The sequence below is a fragment of the Streptosporangium sp. NPDC048886 genome (assembly GCF_055586905.1).
The window spans coordinates 148,176-162,845 of the sequence record NZ_JBVJHH010000006.1; the positions used below are offsets into that span (position 1 = coordinate 148,176).

Annotated in this window: 11 protein-coding genes; 5 read left to right on the forward strand and 6 right to left on the reverse strand. The window is 74.1% G+C overall.

The window, feature by feature from the left end; genetic code table 11:
• Positions 1 to 225: 225 nt before the first annotated feature.
• On the reverse strand, positions 226 to 3,561 hold the full coding sequence (locus tag ACZ6R6_RS09365; protein WP_470091626.1) for a BTAD domain-containing putative transcriptional regulator: 3,336 nt from the start codon (positions 3,559 to 3,561) through the stop codon (positions 226 to 228).
• Positions 3,562 to 3,685: 124 nt separating this feature from the next.
• Between ACZ6R6_RS09365 and ACZ6R6_RS09370 the strand changes: the two genes are divergently transcribed.
• Both ACZ6R6_RS09370 and ACZ6R6_RS09375 read left to right on the forward strand, forming a co-directional pair.
• Positions 3,686 to 4,564 carry an alpha/beta fold hydrolase gene (locus ACZ6R6_RS09370; protein ID WP_470091628.1) on the forward strand — a complete coding sequence of 293 codons (879 nt, stop codon included), beginning with the start codon at positions 3,686 to 3,688 and terminating at the stop codon, positions 4,562 to 4,564.
• Positions 4,565 to 4,821: 257 nt separating this feature from the next.
• The gene (locus tag ACZ6R6_RS09375) at positions 4,822 to 5,718 is read left to right on the forward strand and encodes an alpha/beta fold hydrolase (RefSeq protein ID WP_470091630.1); all 897 of its coding nucleotides are present in this window, start codon (positions 4,822 to 4,824) and stop codon (positions 5,716 to 5,718) included.
• A gap of 127 nt (positions 5,719 to 5,845) precedes the next feature.
• Here ACZ6R6_RS09375 and ACZ6R6_RS09380 read toward each other — a convergent pair whose 3' ends face one another.
• From ACZ6R6_RS09380 to atpB, 3 genes are all read right to left on the reverse strand, one after another.
• The gene (locus ACZ6R6_RS09380) at positions 5,846 to 6,883 is read right to left on the reverse strand and encodes an ASCH domain-containing protein (protein WP_470091632.1); all 1,038 of its coding nucleotides are present in this window, start codon (positions 6,881 to 6,883) and stop codon (positions 5,846 to 5,848) included.
• Positions 6,884 to 7,192: 309 nt separating this feature from the next.
• Positions 7,193 to 8,011 carry a putative protein N(5)-glutamine methyltransferase gene (locus ACZ6R6_RS09385; RefSeq protein ID WP_470091633.1) on the reverse strand — a complete coding sequence of 273 codons (819 nt, stop codon included), beginning with the start codon at positions 8,009 to 8,011 and terminating at the stop codon, positions 7,193 to 7,195.
• Between the two features lie 266 nt (positions 8,012 to 8,277).
• Entirely contained in the window at positions 8,278 to 9,051 is a 774-nt protein-coding gene (gene atpB, locus ACZ6R6_RS09390) for a F0F1 ATP synthase subunit A (protein ID WP_470091635.1), read from the reverse strand.
• A 258-nt stretch (positions 9,052 to 9,309) separates the two neighbouring features.
• Here atpB and ACZ6R6_RS09395 point away from each other — a divergent pair, with 258 nt between their 5' ends.
• The 3 genes from ACZ6R6_RS09395 to ACZ6R6_RS09405 all read left to right on the forward strand — a co-directional run bounded on the left by ACZ6R6_RS09395 (position 9,310) and on the right by ACZ6R6_RS09405 (position 12,340).
• Positions 9,310 to 9,792: a nucleoside deaminase gene (locus tag ACZ6R6_RS09395; protein ID WP_470091637.1), complete on the forward strand. Its 483-nt coding sequence runs from the start codon at positions 9,310 to 9,312 to the stop codon at positions 9,790 to 9,792.
• Between the two features lie 228 nt (positions 9,793 to 10,020).
• A complete protein-coding gene (locus tag ACZ6R6_RS09400) occupies positions 10,021 to 11,277 on the forward strand; it encodes a relaxase domain-containing protein (protein ID WP_470091638.1) in 1,257 nt (418 codons plus the stop codon).
• Between the two features lie 163 nt (positions 11,278 to 11,440).
• Entirely contained in the window at positions 11,441 to 12,340 is a 900-nt protein-coding gene (locus ACZ6R6_RS09405) for a GNAT family N-acetyltransferase (protein WP_470091640.1), read from the forward strand.
• Positions 12,341 to 12,356: 16 nt separating this feature from the next.
• Here the strand turns inward: ACZ6R6_RS09405 and ACZ6R6_RS09410 are convergent, their stop codons facing one another.
• Both ACZ6R6_RS09410 and ACZ6R6_RS09415 read right to left on the reverse strand, forming a co-directional pair.
• Positions 12,357 to 13,379 carry a hypothetical protein gene (locus ACZ6R6_RS09410; RefSeq protein ID WP_470091642.1) on the reverse strand — a complete coding sequence of 341 codons (1,023 nt, stop codon included), beginning with the start codon at positions 13,377 to 13,379 and terminating at the stop codon, positions 12,357 to 12,359.
• 278 nt (positions 13,380 to 13,657) lie between these two features.
• The gene (locus ACZ6R6_RS09415; RefSeq protein ID WP_470091644.1) at positions 13,658 to 14,500 is read right to left on the reverse strand and encodes a TetR/AcrR family transcriptional regulator; all 843 of its coding nucleotides are present in this window, start codon (positions 14,498 to 14,500) and stop codon (positions 13,658 to 13,660) included.
• Positions 14,501 to 14,670: the final 170 nt, after the last annotated feature.

Below are 14,670 nucleotides of genomic sequence, written 5' to 3' on the forward strand. Positions count from 1 at the left end.
GAACTCAGAACAGGCCCTAAGGCTGCCCGGGCGGAAAGACCCCCGGTAGGGGCCCGATGGCCATGGAACGAGGTCGCCCGCTCCTGCGTCGCACCGCGCTGGCGCGACGGCGGCCAGGCCCAGTACGTCCAGCGCCCCGTCCCCGATCCCACCGCCTCCGGCACCACCCCCACACAGGCCCCGCATGCTGGACGCCCAGCGGTGCCGACGTCGTGCGGTCGCCGGTCAGCCCGCCGTCGCGGACCGCTCGCCGAGGCGGTGCAGCGCGTTGCGGGCGGCGGCGGACCAGTGCGGCGCCCGAGCTCTGTCGGCGACCGCCTGTGCCTGCCGGTAGTGCTCCGCCGCTTGGTGGTGTCGCCCGAGGGCGGTGGACAGGTGGCCGAGGTGGTGTGCCGTGGGGCCGAGGCTGAGCAGGCCGCTGCCGGCTCCGGCGAGCTCTCCGGCTGCGGGGAGCAGCCGGGTGTAGAGACGTTCCATGCTCGACCGGTCTCCGGCCTGGATCGCGATCATGGCGTGTAGGCAGGTCCGCGCCTCGAAGAGCAGGTCGCGCGGGGAGTCCGGGATGGCGCGCGCGGCGGTGAGCGCTTGGTCGCGGTCGCCCTGGGCGAGCAGGACCAGCGGGCGGGCCCAGCTCTCGTACGGACCCCAGTCGGCGTCCGTCACGCCGGCCGGCCCCGTGTCGGAGGCGCCGAGGCAGAGCAGGGCGAGCGGGAGGATCCCTTCCTCCACGCCGGGCATCCCGGCGCCTGTGAGCCGGGCGGCGGCGGCGCGGTAGGCGGTCTGCGCCTCGTCGTGCCTGCCGGTCACCGCGAGCCGGAGCGCGGCGTACCAGCCGGTGAACACGCCGACGAGGGGCAGTCCGTAGCGTTCGGCGAGGAGGTCGGCCGCGGCGGCGTGCCGGTCGGCGGCCTCGAGGTCGGCGAGCGCGGCGCGGGATTGGAGGAGGATCAGGTGTCCGAGCACTTCGAAGGTCACCAGGCCGCCGTGCCGGGTGGCCAGGTCGAGCAGTTCCTCGCCGATGCGGGCCCGGTGCGGGGCGAGCCCGGCCCGGTGGAAGGTCTGCATGTAACGGCCGTTGAGCGCGTAGGCCAGCAGGGTGGGGTCGGGCCGGCCGCGGGCGATGGTCTCGGCCTCCCGGGCCGCCTGGTCACCCCGTCGCCCGGCGTCGGCGCGCCGTTCCATCGCGATGGTGACGAGGAGGCGGGCGCGTTCGGCCTCGTGGCCGGAGGGCAGGGTGGCCAGCGCGTGTTCGGCGGCCGTGACGAGGCGGGCGGACAGGGCCTCGTCGTCGTTGGCCGTCCAGATCGCGGGCACGTCGAAGGAGCCGATCACACCGGCGGTCAGCACCGGGTCGTCGAGGGCCTCGGCCGCGGTGATCGCCGCCGCCCGGTGGCGCCGCGCCCGCCGCAGGTCGCCGGTCACCGCCAGGGCCCGGACCATGCCCATGACCGCCTCGAGACGGGCGCGGGCGTCGCCGTCGCCCGAGCGGTCCAGGGCCGCGACCGTCTCCCGCCACAGGCGTGCCGCCTCGTGCGGGGCGGATCGGTGCTCTGCCCGTTCGGCCGCGGCGCGCGTGTAATGCGCGGTACGGGCCGCGGTGGCCCGGCTCCCCGCCCGCAGGTAGTGGTGGGCGATCGCCTCCACGTCGCCGGGCCGTGCCCCTTCGATGATCTCGGCGGCCGCGGCGTGCCACCGGGCCCGGCGGGCGCGCGCGATGTCGTCGTAGAGCGACTCGTGCACCAGGGCGTGGGCGAACCGCAGACGGTCGGCGTCCTGCTCGACCAGGAAGCCCGCGAGGAGGGCGGACTCGATGGAGTCCAGGACCAGGTCCTCGTCCCCGGCGAGCGGGACCAGCACGTCGAGGTCGACCTCCTGGCCGACGACCGCGGCCTGGCGCAGGTGTGTCCGCGCCGTCTCGGTGAGCCTGGCCACCCGGTGGCGGATGACGTCGCGTACGCCTGCCGGCACGGCGTGCAGGGCCGCCTCGCCCTCGCTCTCCCAGAGCCGGGTGAGCTCCCGGACGAAGAACGGGTTGCCCGCGCTCCGCGCGTGGATCACGCGTGCCTCGCGCGGGGCCGTCTCGCGGCCGGTGATGGCCTGGACCATCTCTCGTACCTGCGGCTCGGTCAGGCCGCCCAGGTAGATCCGGGCCGGTTCGGCGCGGGCGGCGCGGCCCAGCGCCTCGGCCAGGCCGGCGGAGATCTCCGTCGAACGGTAGGTTCCGACGATCAGCAGGGGCCCGGCGTCGAGGTCGGTGGCCAGCGCGCTCAGCAGGGCGAGGGTCTCCTCGTCGGCCCAGTGCAGGTCGTCGAAGACCAGCAGGACCGGGCCTTGCGCGGCGACCGCGGCCAGGTGGGAGCCGATCGCGCGGTGCCGGCGGAAGCGTGCCGCGACGGGATCGTCCCCCGGGGCCTCGCCGCCGACGGCGTCGGTGGGCGCGGGCCCGTGTCCGGCCGCGACGAGGCTCTCGCGCAGCTGTGTCCACGGCCACGCCGCGGGCGCGCCCGGGAGTTCGGGGCTGGTGCCCCACGCGGTGGTCCAGCCGGCGGCCTCCAGGCGTGTGGTCAGGATCCTGGCCAGCGCGGTCTTGCCCGCGCCGGCGGCTCCGGACAGCAGCGCGAGCCGCGGCCGGCCTGCCGTCGCCGTGGCCCTCGCGGCTTCCTCCAACCCGGCCAGCTCGCCGGCGCGGCCGACGAACGGGTGCTCGACCGGTCGGGGCCGGCCGGCCGGCGCCGGTGCCGGTGCCGGTGCCGGTGCCGGTGCCGGTGCCGGACCCCGAGGCTGTGGAGCGGGGCGGGCGGTGAGGTGCGGGGCCTGGGCGAGGATGTCCGCCTCCAGCTGCCGCAGGCTCGGGCCGGGGTCCACGCCGAGCTCGGTGCGCAGGACCTCGCGGGCCCGGCGGAGCGTGGCCAGCGCGTCGCCCTGCCGGTCGGTCCGATAGAGCGCCAGCGCCAGCAGCCGCCAGCCGTCCTCGCTCAGCGGATGAGCCGCGACATGGGCCTCCAGGTCGGGCACCGACTCGGCTGCCCGCCCCAAGGCCAACGCCGCTTCGGCACGGCGTCCCACGGCCAGCAGCCGCAGCTCGTGCAGCCGGGCGGCCTCGCCACGCGCCCAGTCCTGCTCGGCGAACTCCGCATACGCCGGTCCCCGCCACAGCCCGAGCGCATCGTCCAGCAGGACGCGGGCCTGCTCGGCCTTGCCCCCGGCCAGCAGCCGGGCGGACTCGGCGACCGCGGTCTCGAAGCGCCAGGCGTCCACCGCCTCGGGCTCGGCGCGCAGCGCGTAGCCGGGTGACGCCGTGACCAGCAGCCGGGAGGGCGTACGGGGCGGGCGGTCCGGTTCGAGCGCCTTCCGCAGCGCGCCGACGAAGGTCTGGACGGCGCCGAGGGCACCCTCCTGCGGGTCGTCCCAGAGGTCGCCGATCAGCCACGTGGCCGGCACGACCCGGCCCCCGGCGACCAGCAGCCGGGCCAGGACGGCCCGGTGCCGCGGGCCCCTGAGGTTGACCGGGCCGTGCTCGTTCTCGGCCTCCAGCGGGCCCAGCACACCAAAACGCACCATCGGCACCAACCTATCCGCCCGCGTGGCCCTCCCCGCCGCCCTGCTGAGTCGCCGCTGACCGCGTGCTGATCGGCGGACGGCAGGTTGGGGGCCTACCCCGACCAGACCGAAAGGGAGAGCCGAGATGGCACCGAAGATCACTGGATTCGCCCGGCGGCGCGTCACCGTCGCCGAGGGCGTGGAGCTCAACGTCGCGGTGGGCGGCTCGGGCAGCCCCGTCGTGCTGCTGCACGGATTCCCCCAGACCCACCTGATGTGGCGGCACGTCGCCGCCGACCTGGCCGCCGATCACACGGTGATCTGCCCCGACCTGCGCGGCTACGGCGACAGCGACAAGCCTGCCGACATCGACGGGCAGACCTACTCCAAACGTACGATGGCCGCCGACATCGTCGCCCTCGCCCGGGCCCTCGGGCACGACCGCTTCGCGCTGGCCGGCCACGACCGGGGCGCGCTGGTAGCCATCCGCGCCGGGCTCGACCACCCCGGCGCGGTCACCCACCTGGCCTCGCTGGACGTCCTGCCGACCCTCGACATGTGGGACGTGATGCGTGGCGCCTCCGCCGCCGTCGGCTTCCACCTCTACCTGATGGCCCAGCCGCCCGGACTGCCCGAGACCATGATCAGCGGATCGGCGGACGCGTTCTTCGGCCACTTCCTCGACATCTGGGCCATCGACCCGGACGCGATCCCCGCCGACGTCCGCGCCGCCTACCTGAAGGCCTCCCGTGAGGCCATCCCCTCGATCGTCGCCGACTACCGGGCCTCAGCCGCCCTCGACGTCGAACACGACCGGGCCGACCGGCAGGCCGGCAACCGGCTGCGGATGCCGGTGACCGTACTGCAGCAGGACTGGGGCGCCGCCCTCGGCTTCGACGCCGCCGCCCGCTGGCGGGCATGGGCACCGGACCTGGAGCACAGCTCCGTGTCCTGCGGGCACTTCATGGCCGAAGAGGCCCCGGCCGAGGTCATCAAGGCCCTGCGCGACCTGCTCGCCAGGTAGCGGGCCCCGCCGCGGCACGGGCCACGGCGGCCGGCCGCCCGTGACCGCACGACGGGTGCCGGGCCCGGCGCCATGGTGGAGAGTGCCGGGCCCGGCGCCGTGGTGGAGAGGAACTCACCGCCGGCCTCCCCTGACGATCACGGGCACGGGTCGGCGGCGAGCGCCTCGGAGACAACTCCTTACGGCATAAGCTATTGTCTTGCAGGCAATACCTTACGCCATACGGAATTATCCGCCCCGAAGCTGGAGACGACTCGATGACCAAGGCAGAACTGCATGACGGAACCACTGTCGACGTGGAGGTCCACGGCGCCGGCCCCACCCTGCTGCTCCCGGTCAACCCCAAGCCGATCGAGGGAGCGCAGGCCGACGAGATGCGCAGGTGGGGCACCGACCCGGCCCTGGGCCGCTCCCTCATCGAGGGCCTCAGCGACGCCTTCCAGGTGGTCGCCTTCGACTACGAGGGGCATGTCCTGGGCAACCCCAGACCGGACACGCTGACACCCGCCAACGTCGCCGCCGACCTGCTCGCCGTGGCCGACGCCGTGGGAGCCGACCGGTTCGCCTATTACGGCTACTCCTGGCTCGCGCTGAGCGGACTCCAGCTCGCGATCCGGACCGACCGCCTCTCGGCGCTCGTCATGGGCGGCTTCCCGCCGCTCGACGGACCGTACGAGGAGATGCTGCGCGTGACCGTGGCGACCCATGAGATGGCCGTATCGCCGCAGGACACCCCTGAGGCCCCGCGGACGGCGACCGGTGAGACCCCGCGGGCATCGGACGGTGAGGCCCCGCAGACGTCGGACGGGCCCGACTGGTCGTCGGTAGAGGTGACCATGACGACCGCACAGACCATGCAGTTCGTCACGCTGTATCAGGCGTTGCAGGAGTTCGACGACCGGGCCGCCCAGGCGCGGATCGGCTGTCCCCGCCTCTGCTTCGTGGGCTCGGCGGACGAAATAGATTACAGCGAACGCTGGGGCGGCGTGCACGTGAGCTTGGGCGGCAGGGTCATGGAGCGGCGCGGGGAGCTCGAAGCCCTCGGCTGGGACGTGCACGTCCTGGACGGGCTCGACCACATGCAGGCCATGCAGGCCGCGCGCGTCCTGCCGATACTGCGCCCGTGGCTCGCCTCCCAGGTGGGGAGCCGCTAGCCACAGGTCACCGGCCGCCGGAGGGCATCCCTCCGGCGGCCGCGGGACGCCCCGGACGGAGGCCACCCGCGGAGCCCGGAGGCCCGGAGGGAGCATCCGTCTCCCCGCGTTCACGGGCCGATGTCGCTCAGGGGCCGATGTCGATGGCGAGCACCCCCCGGGCCTCCTTGCCCGAGCCGTAGCGGCCGCGCAGCATGGCCAGCTGCTGGTGGTGGGATTGGTCCGGATCGAGCCGGATCGGCCCCTCGGAGGCCAGCAGGCTGTCGAAGTCGGCGTACAGCTCCACCCGCCGGACCTGCTCGCAGTGCTCCACCACCGTGCCGCAGGAGATCCGCAGGTAGTCTCCGGCGCGGAGCCGGCGCACCGGGGGTGAGGCGATCTCGGGCAGCACCGTCACCCGGCCGGCCACGATCAGCCGGAAACGGCGCTCGGAAACGCTCATCACGAACGGCGAGCGGCTCACCCGTCCGGGGGGCATGGGTCTGCCCCGGGGCAGATGATCGCGGAGCGCGGAGTTATCGGCCCGGGAGCTTTCCCGGCCATGAGGGACGAGCTCATGTATCCGGGGCGGCGCATCCACCGGTATCGGGGACGGCGCATCCGGCCACGGAATAGCGCCGCCCCCGGATACGTCGTCGAGGGCGCTCTGCGAGCCGCCCATTTCCCAGTCATCACACACCACGAGCCGTAGCCGGTCGCGCGCTTCTTCCCGGGCGATCAACGCCTGGGCCCACGCCGTCAATGCCATGGCCCAGAACCGGCGTGCCCGGATGAGATCGGCGCGTGATCCGTTGCCCCGGCGGATCCGTTCGTATCCGTTGGTGGCCTGTTCGACCTGGTGACGGGCCTCGGAAAGCGCGACGGGAATGCCCGCGGGCCACCCGGCGCCCGGCGTTGAATCCTCGACTCCGGGCATGTCCGGCCACCATAATCCGTCTTGGGACGATTCACGGGCGATCAGCGCACGGACCCATTCCATTTGCGCCCAGCTCCACGACTGGCGCGCCTGGTTGAGCTCGAACGCCGATCCCTTACCGGCCTCGACCGCGTCCTGGGCCCGGCCGTAGCGGCCTTTGGCCCAATCCAATTCACGGCGCGCCTCTTTGAAGCGGAGACGCGTTTCCTCTCGAGAGCTCAATATCTGACTTGCCGACAGATCACTCACGAGACATCACGCTACGGCAGCTATCCGACAAAATTCGGGCGGCAAGTCGCGGCGGCGGACAATGCGACCGTCATCCGTGAAAAAACGCGGCACCGCCCCGCTCGGGCGCGCGCCCGCCGGCCCCGGGACGACAGGGCCTTCGGCGCCGTCCCGGCCCGGCGCCGCCGCATCGGGAGGGGGCCGGTCCGGCGGGCTGCGGCGTACGGCGGGCGCGGCCCGCCGTACGCCGCCGGAAGACCATGCCGCTACAGATCAGGAGGCCACGGAAGGCCGGCCCACGACCCCGATGACGGCAGTGGCGTTTACCGGTCAGGAGGGCGTGGAAGGCCGGCCCACGGTCCCGATGACGACGGTGGCGTTCAGCTCGTCGCAGCCGGCCACCTGCGGGATCAGCCCGTTGCCGGCGATGGCCTCGACGGTCTGCGGCGCCTGGTGCTCGCCCGTCTCGACCAGCAGGCGACCGCCCGGCGCCAGCCACAGCGGCGCCGCGGCGGCCACCCGCCGCACGATGTCGAGCCCGTCCGCGCCACCGTCGAGCGCCACCCGCGGCTCGTGTATGCGGGCCTCCGGGGGCAGCAGCCTGATCGCCTCGGTGGGCACATAGGGCGGGCTGGCGATCAGGACGTCGACGCGGCCCCGCAGCGTGGCGGGCAGCGGCTCGTAGAGGTCACCCTCGTATACCTGGCCGCCGACGGCGGCGAGATTGCGGCGGGCGCACCGCACCGCGGCGGGGTCGATGTCGACGGCGTGCAGCTCGGCCCCGTCCAGGGCCGCGGCCAGCGCGGCGCCCATCGCGCCGGAGCCGCAGCACAGGTCGACGACGACGGCCCGCCGCCCGGCGGCCCGGCGGGCGAGGCCGGCGGCCTGGCCGATGAGGAACTCGGTGCGGCGGCGGGGGACGAAGACCCCGGGGTCCACGGCTATCCGCAGGTCGCAGAACTCCGCCCAGCCGAGGACGTGCTCCAGGGGCAGGCCGGCGACTCGCCGCTCCACCATGTCGGCGAGGTCGGCCGGCGTCCGGGCCGTGGAGATGAGCAACTGCGCCTCGTCCTCGGCGAAGACACAGCCGGCGGAGCGGAGCCTGGTGATGATGACGGATCGAGGCAGCGGGGAGGGAGAGACCGACACAGGAAAACCTTTCGGGATGCCGATGGGCGCTCCCGCGGTCACCTATGGCAGAGGGACCGCACGGCTGTGAGATGGGAGCACCCAGACTGATACAGCGGTAATGGGTCTCACCTCCTCGATCGTTCACTGCTGAGGACCGAAACGCTACCAGAGCCCGGCCACCGCGCGGACGGCCCCCCGGCCTGCCCGGGGGAGGGGCCGGCGCGGTGAGCGGCCGGCGGCGCCCGCCGGCCTCCCACCGCCCCGGGGCGCGCGCCGGGGTCCGCTCAGTGCTCGGGATCCAGCGAGTCACCGAGGAACATAGCGGTGAGCAGCACGAAGAGGTATGCCTGGAGAAACTGGATGAACATCTCAAACCCGGTCATCACGATGGCCATGACCACCCCGAGCACGCCCACCGGGACGCCCAGCGGGGTGGGCCGCTCGAACAGGAACCAGAAGCCCACCGCGCTGAAGAACGCCAGAAGCAGGTGTCCGGCGAACATGTTGGCGGCCAGCCGGAGCATGTGGGTGAACAGCGAGGTCACGAAGTTCTGCAGCAGTTCCAGCGGGACCAGCAGGACGTAGGCGAGCTTGGGCAGGCCGCGGGGGATGAGGTTGCCGACGTATGCCCCCGCCCCCCACTTGCGGACACCCACGTAGATCTTGATGACGTAGACCGTGAGAGCCATCACCGCGGGGAAGGCCAGGAAGGAGGTGACCGGGAGCTGGACGAGCGGGATCACGCCCATCAGGTTCCAGATCCAGGTCAGCAGGAAGATGCTGAGCAGCAGGCCCATCCAGCGGTCGGCGTCCTTGCCGAGGAAGGGCCTGGCCGCGTGCTCACGGACGAACAGGTAACCCATCTCCGCGATGTTCTGCAGGCCGCGCGGCACCAGCGCGGGCCTGGCGAAGGCCGCCCACAGCAGGGCGCAGATCAGGACGGCCCCCACCCCGGCCATCAGGATCGGTTTGGTCAGCCAGTACGGCGCGCCCGGCCAGAGCGGGGGGAAACGGAACAGGTCGAGACCTGGCGCCTGGAAGTCGTCGGATGGCCTCATTGACGGCTCCTTCGGAGGGACGGCCTTTTGTGAAAGCTTTCACAAAGCCTGCCGTCCGGCCATTCCCCGGCGGGTCAACATCATGATCATGGGGCTGCGGCGCGGCGCGTCCGCCGGCCGCCCGGCGGACGCGCGGCACCGCGCGGGCACCCCCGCCGGCGGCGGCCCGGACCACGTCCGGCCCGCTCCCCCGGTGCGGGCGGCCGGACGGGCCGACGACCTAGCATTGCACTGAAGATCACATTCAGGGAGGTCATCATGGTGAACGACGCCGACCTGCGGCACCTGCGCCGCTGCGTGGAGCTGGCGGCCGAGGCCCTGCGGGTGGGCGACGAGCCGTTCGGCTCCGTGCTCGTCGCCGCGGACGGCACCGTCATGGCCGAGGACCACAACCGCGTGGCCTCCGGCGACCGGACCCGCCACCCGGAGTTCGAGCTGGCGCGCTGGGCCGCGGCGAACATGACCCCCGGGGAGCGGGCGGCGGCGACCGTCTTCACCTCGGGCGAGCACTGCCCGATGTGCGCCGCCGCGCACGGCTGGGCCGGGCTGGGCCGCATCGTGTACGTGAGCTCCTCCGAGCAGCTGGCGGCCTGGCTCGCCGAGCTGGGCGTCCCCGCGCCTCCGGTGCGGACCCTGCCCATCAACGAGATCGTCCCCGGTCTCGTGGTCGAGGGACCGATCCCCGAACTCGCCGAGCAGGTGCGCGACCTGCACCGCCGTTTCCACACCGGCCCGTCCTGAGGGAGGCGGCGACAGCCCGCCCCGAGGGAGGCGGGGCCCGTCCGGCCCCGCCTCCGTCCGGACCACCCGCGTCCGCGGAGTCCGGCGCTCCCCCGCGTGTCCAGGACAGCCGTCCCGTCTCCACCCGTGACAGCGCGAGACGGCCCTGCCGGACACGCCCGTAGACACAACATTGACGGATGAAGTAAAAATATCCGACAATCTTCTGTGATCTTGGGGGGATTCGCCATGGCTCGCCTGTACGCCATCGAAGGATCCATGCGGAGCGTCGAGCACCGGCTCCGGCAGAGCCACCTGCTCCTGCACGAAACCCGCCAGGGACGCCAGCCGGGGCAGCGCACCCTGAACTGGGCCGGCAACGGCCTGCGCGATCTCGGTCTACAGCCCGGCACCGTCCTGAGCGCCGACCAGCGCCCGATCGCCCGGGCGTTGATGGACGGCCGCGATCCGCGCACCGGGCGGAGGCTGGTCCGCGCCGGCAATCACGGCCATCAGGTCACCCTCGGGCTTCCGCGGTCCGTCAGCGTGCTGCACGGGCTGGCCCCGCACCACCTGGCCCTGCAGTTGGAGGACGCGGTGGCGGCCGCGGTGACCGAGACCGTGGCGGTCCTGGAGCAGTGGACCGCCTACGGACTGCGCGGCGGCAACGGCGCCGGGCGGGCGGCCGCCCGGATCCAGGGCAGCGGGCTGCTGGGGTGGGTGGTGTGGGGATACCTCACCCTGCCCGCCGGCCGCATCCTGCCCGCCCCCCGGCTGCACGCCAAACTCGTGATCGCCAACATGGTGCGCGGCCGCGACGGCCGCTGGTCGGCGGTCGCCGGCGGCGGCGGCCGCGACCTGCGCCGCCACGCCCTGCTCGCGCAGGCCTACCTGCAGGCCCGGGTGCGCCGCATGACCTCCGAGCGCTTCGGGTTCGGCTGGGCCCTCGACCCCCACCGCGGTCTGTGGGAGGTCGACGCCGTCCCCGCCCACGTGCGCGAGCTGTTCTCCGAACATCACACGCCGCCGGCCCAGCGGCAGGCGCGGCCCCAGGACCCCGACGACACCGGCCAGGACGACGGGACGATCGAGCCCGCCTCCGGCGACGCGCCCGCCACGCCGAGCACGTCCTTTCACTTCTGCGACGTGCGCGCGGCCTGGCGCCGCCAGGTCCGGCAGCTGGGCGTCGATCCGGCCCGCCTGGTCGTCCAGTGCCTCAGCACCGCCCTCCGGCCGCCGCGCCGCCCCGGCACGGCGCAGATCACCCGGTGGGTGGTGCGGCCCGAGCGGGGCGTCACCGCGCACCACGACGAGGCCGCCCGGGTCAACGTCCTGCGCGAGGTGCTGCAGGCCATGCCGGACGGCGTCGCCGACCTGCCCGACGCCGAGCGCCTCACCGACGAGGTCCTCACCCATCTGCGCGCCGTGCCGGTGCCGGCCGACCGGCCCTCCGTCCTCAGCAACAGCCAGTGTTACCTCATCCCTCCCCACCGCACATCTCATTGACAGCGGGTGATGCCGGCCCGCGCCGTCCGCCCCGGGACGTCACCGCCACCCGCTCCATCGCCGGTCTCCGGTGGCGGGGCGCACGGCAGGCCCGCCGGCGGCCCGGCCGTCCTCCCGGGCGGGCGGCGCCCAAGGCCGACGATCATTCGGTTATCGTCCACCAATGCGACAGACGCGATACCAGCAGCGGCTCTACGCCGGCCCGGCCGACCTGCGCTCGATGCAGTCACTGACCCAGCGGCTGTGGTCGCCGGCCAGCCGGTGGCATGCCGGCGAGCTCGCCTGGCTCCGCCTCCAGCACCTCGGCCGGGAGCCGGAGTGGCGGACGTCCCTGTGGCAGGCCGGGCCGGAGGTCGTCGCCTGGGCATGGGCCCGCCCGCCCGGCCGCCTCGACCTGCATCTCGACCCCGCGCACCCGGAGCTGGCGGGCGAGATCCTGCGCTGGTTCGACGGCACGCCTCACGACGGAGAGCGCACGGTCACGCTCCTGGACGCCGAGACGGCCCTCATCGACGCCCTGCGCGAGCACGGATACCGGGAACGGACCGCGGGGCCGTTCTTCGTCCACCTCCGCCGGAGCCTCGACGGCCTTCCGCAGCCCCGGGTCCCGGACGGATACACGCTACGCCCGGTGCGCGGCGAGGACGACGCCGAGGCCCGCGCCGCCGTTCACCGGGCCGCGTTCTCACTGCCGGGCCTGCCCCCCTCCGGGGTCACCGCCGACAGCTACCTCCAGGTCATGCGCGCCTGGCCCTACCGCACGGAGCTGGACTGGCTCGTCGAAGCGCCGGACGGCACGCCCGCGGCCTTCTGCCTCGTCTGGCTGGACGGGCACAACCGGAGCGCCGTCCTGGAGCCGGTCGGGACCGCTCCGGAACACCGCCGCCTCGGCCTGGCCAGCGCAGCCATACTCGCCGCCCTGCACGCCGCCCGGCGGCTAGGAGCCGGATCCGCACGCGTCTGCGCCCGCGGCGACGACGACCACCCCTCCGCCCGGGCGACCTACCAGGCCCTGGGGTTCCGCCCCTACGCCCGCAACGTCTCCTACGTGCGCGACCGCTGAAGCCCGGCGGCCCGGCTCACCGGCCGCAGGCCCCGCAGGGGAGACGGGTACGGCGCGCGTAGGCCAGCGCCGCGACGGCCATCCCGACGCCCCAGATCAGATAGCCCGGCACAGCGGCCCAGAAGAAGATCTCGGGCAGGTCCAGCCCGCCTTCCGGCGGGAACGGATCGCGGCCGTTCAGCCGCTCGAAAACCATGGTCAGGAACATCAGCCCGAAATACACCACGAGCCCGCCCGACACCCCGACGGCCGGCCACAGCACCAGCCGGCGCGGGACCGGCCGTCCGGCCAGCCCCGGTACCCAGCGCGGCCAGACCCGCCCCCAGCCGTGCACCAGCGCCGGCGGCAGCAGCAGGCCGCCGAGGAGGAACCCGATCTCGAACAGCACCATCGAAGCGCCACCGGCGAACGGGGACTCGCCGAACCCGACGCAGACCTGCGCGATGACCCTGATCAGGCACCCGGCGACCGCGGCGTAGGCGGCCCAGAACGCCCAGGCCGGGGTGCGCTCCAGCCGGCCCGCCGACGTCTCGGTGCTCCCGCACTCGGCGCAGCCCCGGCGGGTCCCGCGCTGGTAGGTCCGCGCCGCCCGCCCGAGCAGGATCCCCGAGCCGACGCACGCCGCCCTGCTCAGCGCGCCCAGCGGGTAGAACCCCATCCCCAGCCCCGGCAGGATCCCGCCGACCACGTCGAGGAGGAGCAGCGCCCCCGCCGCGACGAGCGCGGCGCTCACCGCCCACGCCCCCACCAGCAGCAACCGCCGGGGCAGCCCGCCCAGCCGGGCCGTCATCATGACCGTCAGGGCCAGCGCGGCCAGCGCGCACAGGAGGACGGCCCACCAGCCGGTGAAGACCACGAGGTCGGGACCGACCGGAGACAGCTGCTCCGGCATGTGGCCGGACTGCCAGCGGATCCGGAGGGCGCCGTAGAGGACCACCAGTCCCAGGGCGACACCCGTCAGCCCGCCCGCCCGCGCGGGCTTACCCGACGCGGGCCCGCCGGCCGCCGGCGACCGTCCCCGCACTGTTCGACTCAACATGATCACAATCCTGCGGCGGCCGTACGGCGGGCGCCTCCCCACCCGGGGGGACGCCCTTCCCCCACGCGGGGGAGAGCATCACCCCGGCACCGGGCCGGTGGGCGGGAGAGGCACCGTCGCGCGCCGCCGGAGGCTCCGCCCGCCGTGGCTCACCGGTCCCGACCGCTGACCCCACAGGATCCAGGCCGGCCGGTCGGGGACGGCCCGCACGGGCTCCGGACGCATGCCTCCCACCGGCCTGCTCCGGGACACCCGGCGGCCGGGCGGGGATCCTCCGGCTACCGCCCGTCGGCACCGGCCGCGGGAGCGGCCCCGGTCCGGTCCCTGGCCATCTCGATCCCGTCCAGGATGACGGTGAGCCCGATCCGGAAGGTCTCCTTCGCCTCGCGCTCCAGGTAGGGGACGCTCTCGTCCTTGTCCTCGTCCTCGTCGTCCCGCTGGAGCGCCCACGCGCTCTCGAAGGCGGCCACCATCGGGAACCGCCCGGCGAAGTCGGGGGCGACCTCCTCCAGCAGGGCCGCCCGGGCGGACCACCAGTCCTCGTCCGACACCCCGGTCGCCGCCGGGGCCTGCCGTGCCTCCGCGATCGTCTGCGCCGCACCGCGCACGAAGTGGAACAGCGTCCCGACGACGCGCCGCACGGTCCCGGCCTCCAGCCCGGCCCCGTGGAGGATCCGCAGCACCGTCTCCAGCATGACGTACTCGTTGGGCCCCAGCACCGGCCGTGCCTGCGACACCTGCAGCACCCACGGGTGCCGCAGGTAGAACGCCCAGACGTCGTCCGCCCACGCCGTCGCGGCCGCCCGCCAGCCGGCCGCCCGCCCGTAGTCGGCGGGCAGCTCGGCGAGGACCCGGTCGTACATCAGGTCGACCAGCTCGCTCTTGCTGGGGACGTAGGTGTAGAGGGCCATGGCCGTACGCCCGAGCCGCTCACCCACCGCGCGCATGGACAGCGCGGCCATCCCCTGCTCGTCCGCGACGGCGATCGCCGCGTCCACGATCACGTCCACGCTCAGCCCGGGTTTGGGCCCGGGAGCGGTCCGCGCCCCCTCGGGCCTGGCGGCACGCCACAGCAGGGCCATCGAACGGCGTGCGTCACCCTGGCCGGCGAAGACGACCAACTCGCAGCTCCTTATGGCCTGAACCGGCTCTCCCCAGCCATCTCCTTATGCCCTAAAGATATCAGGGAGGACGGGCCCGGCCCCGCCGCCGGGTCACCGGCCGGGGCGGCGCGGCCGATCATGCCGCGCCCCCCGGTCCTGCGCGCCGGCAGGCGGGAGCCGTACCGCGG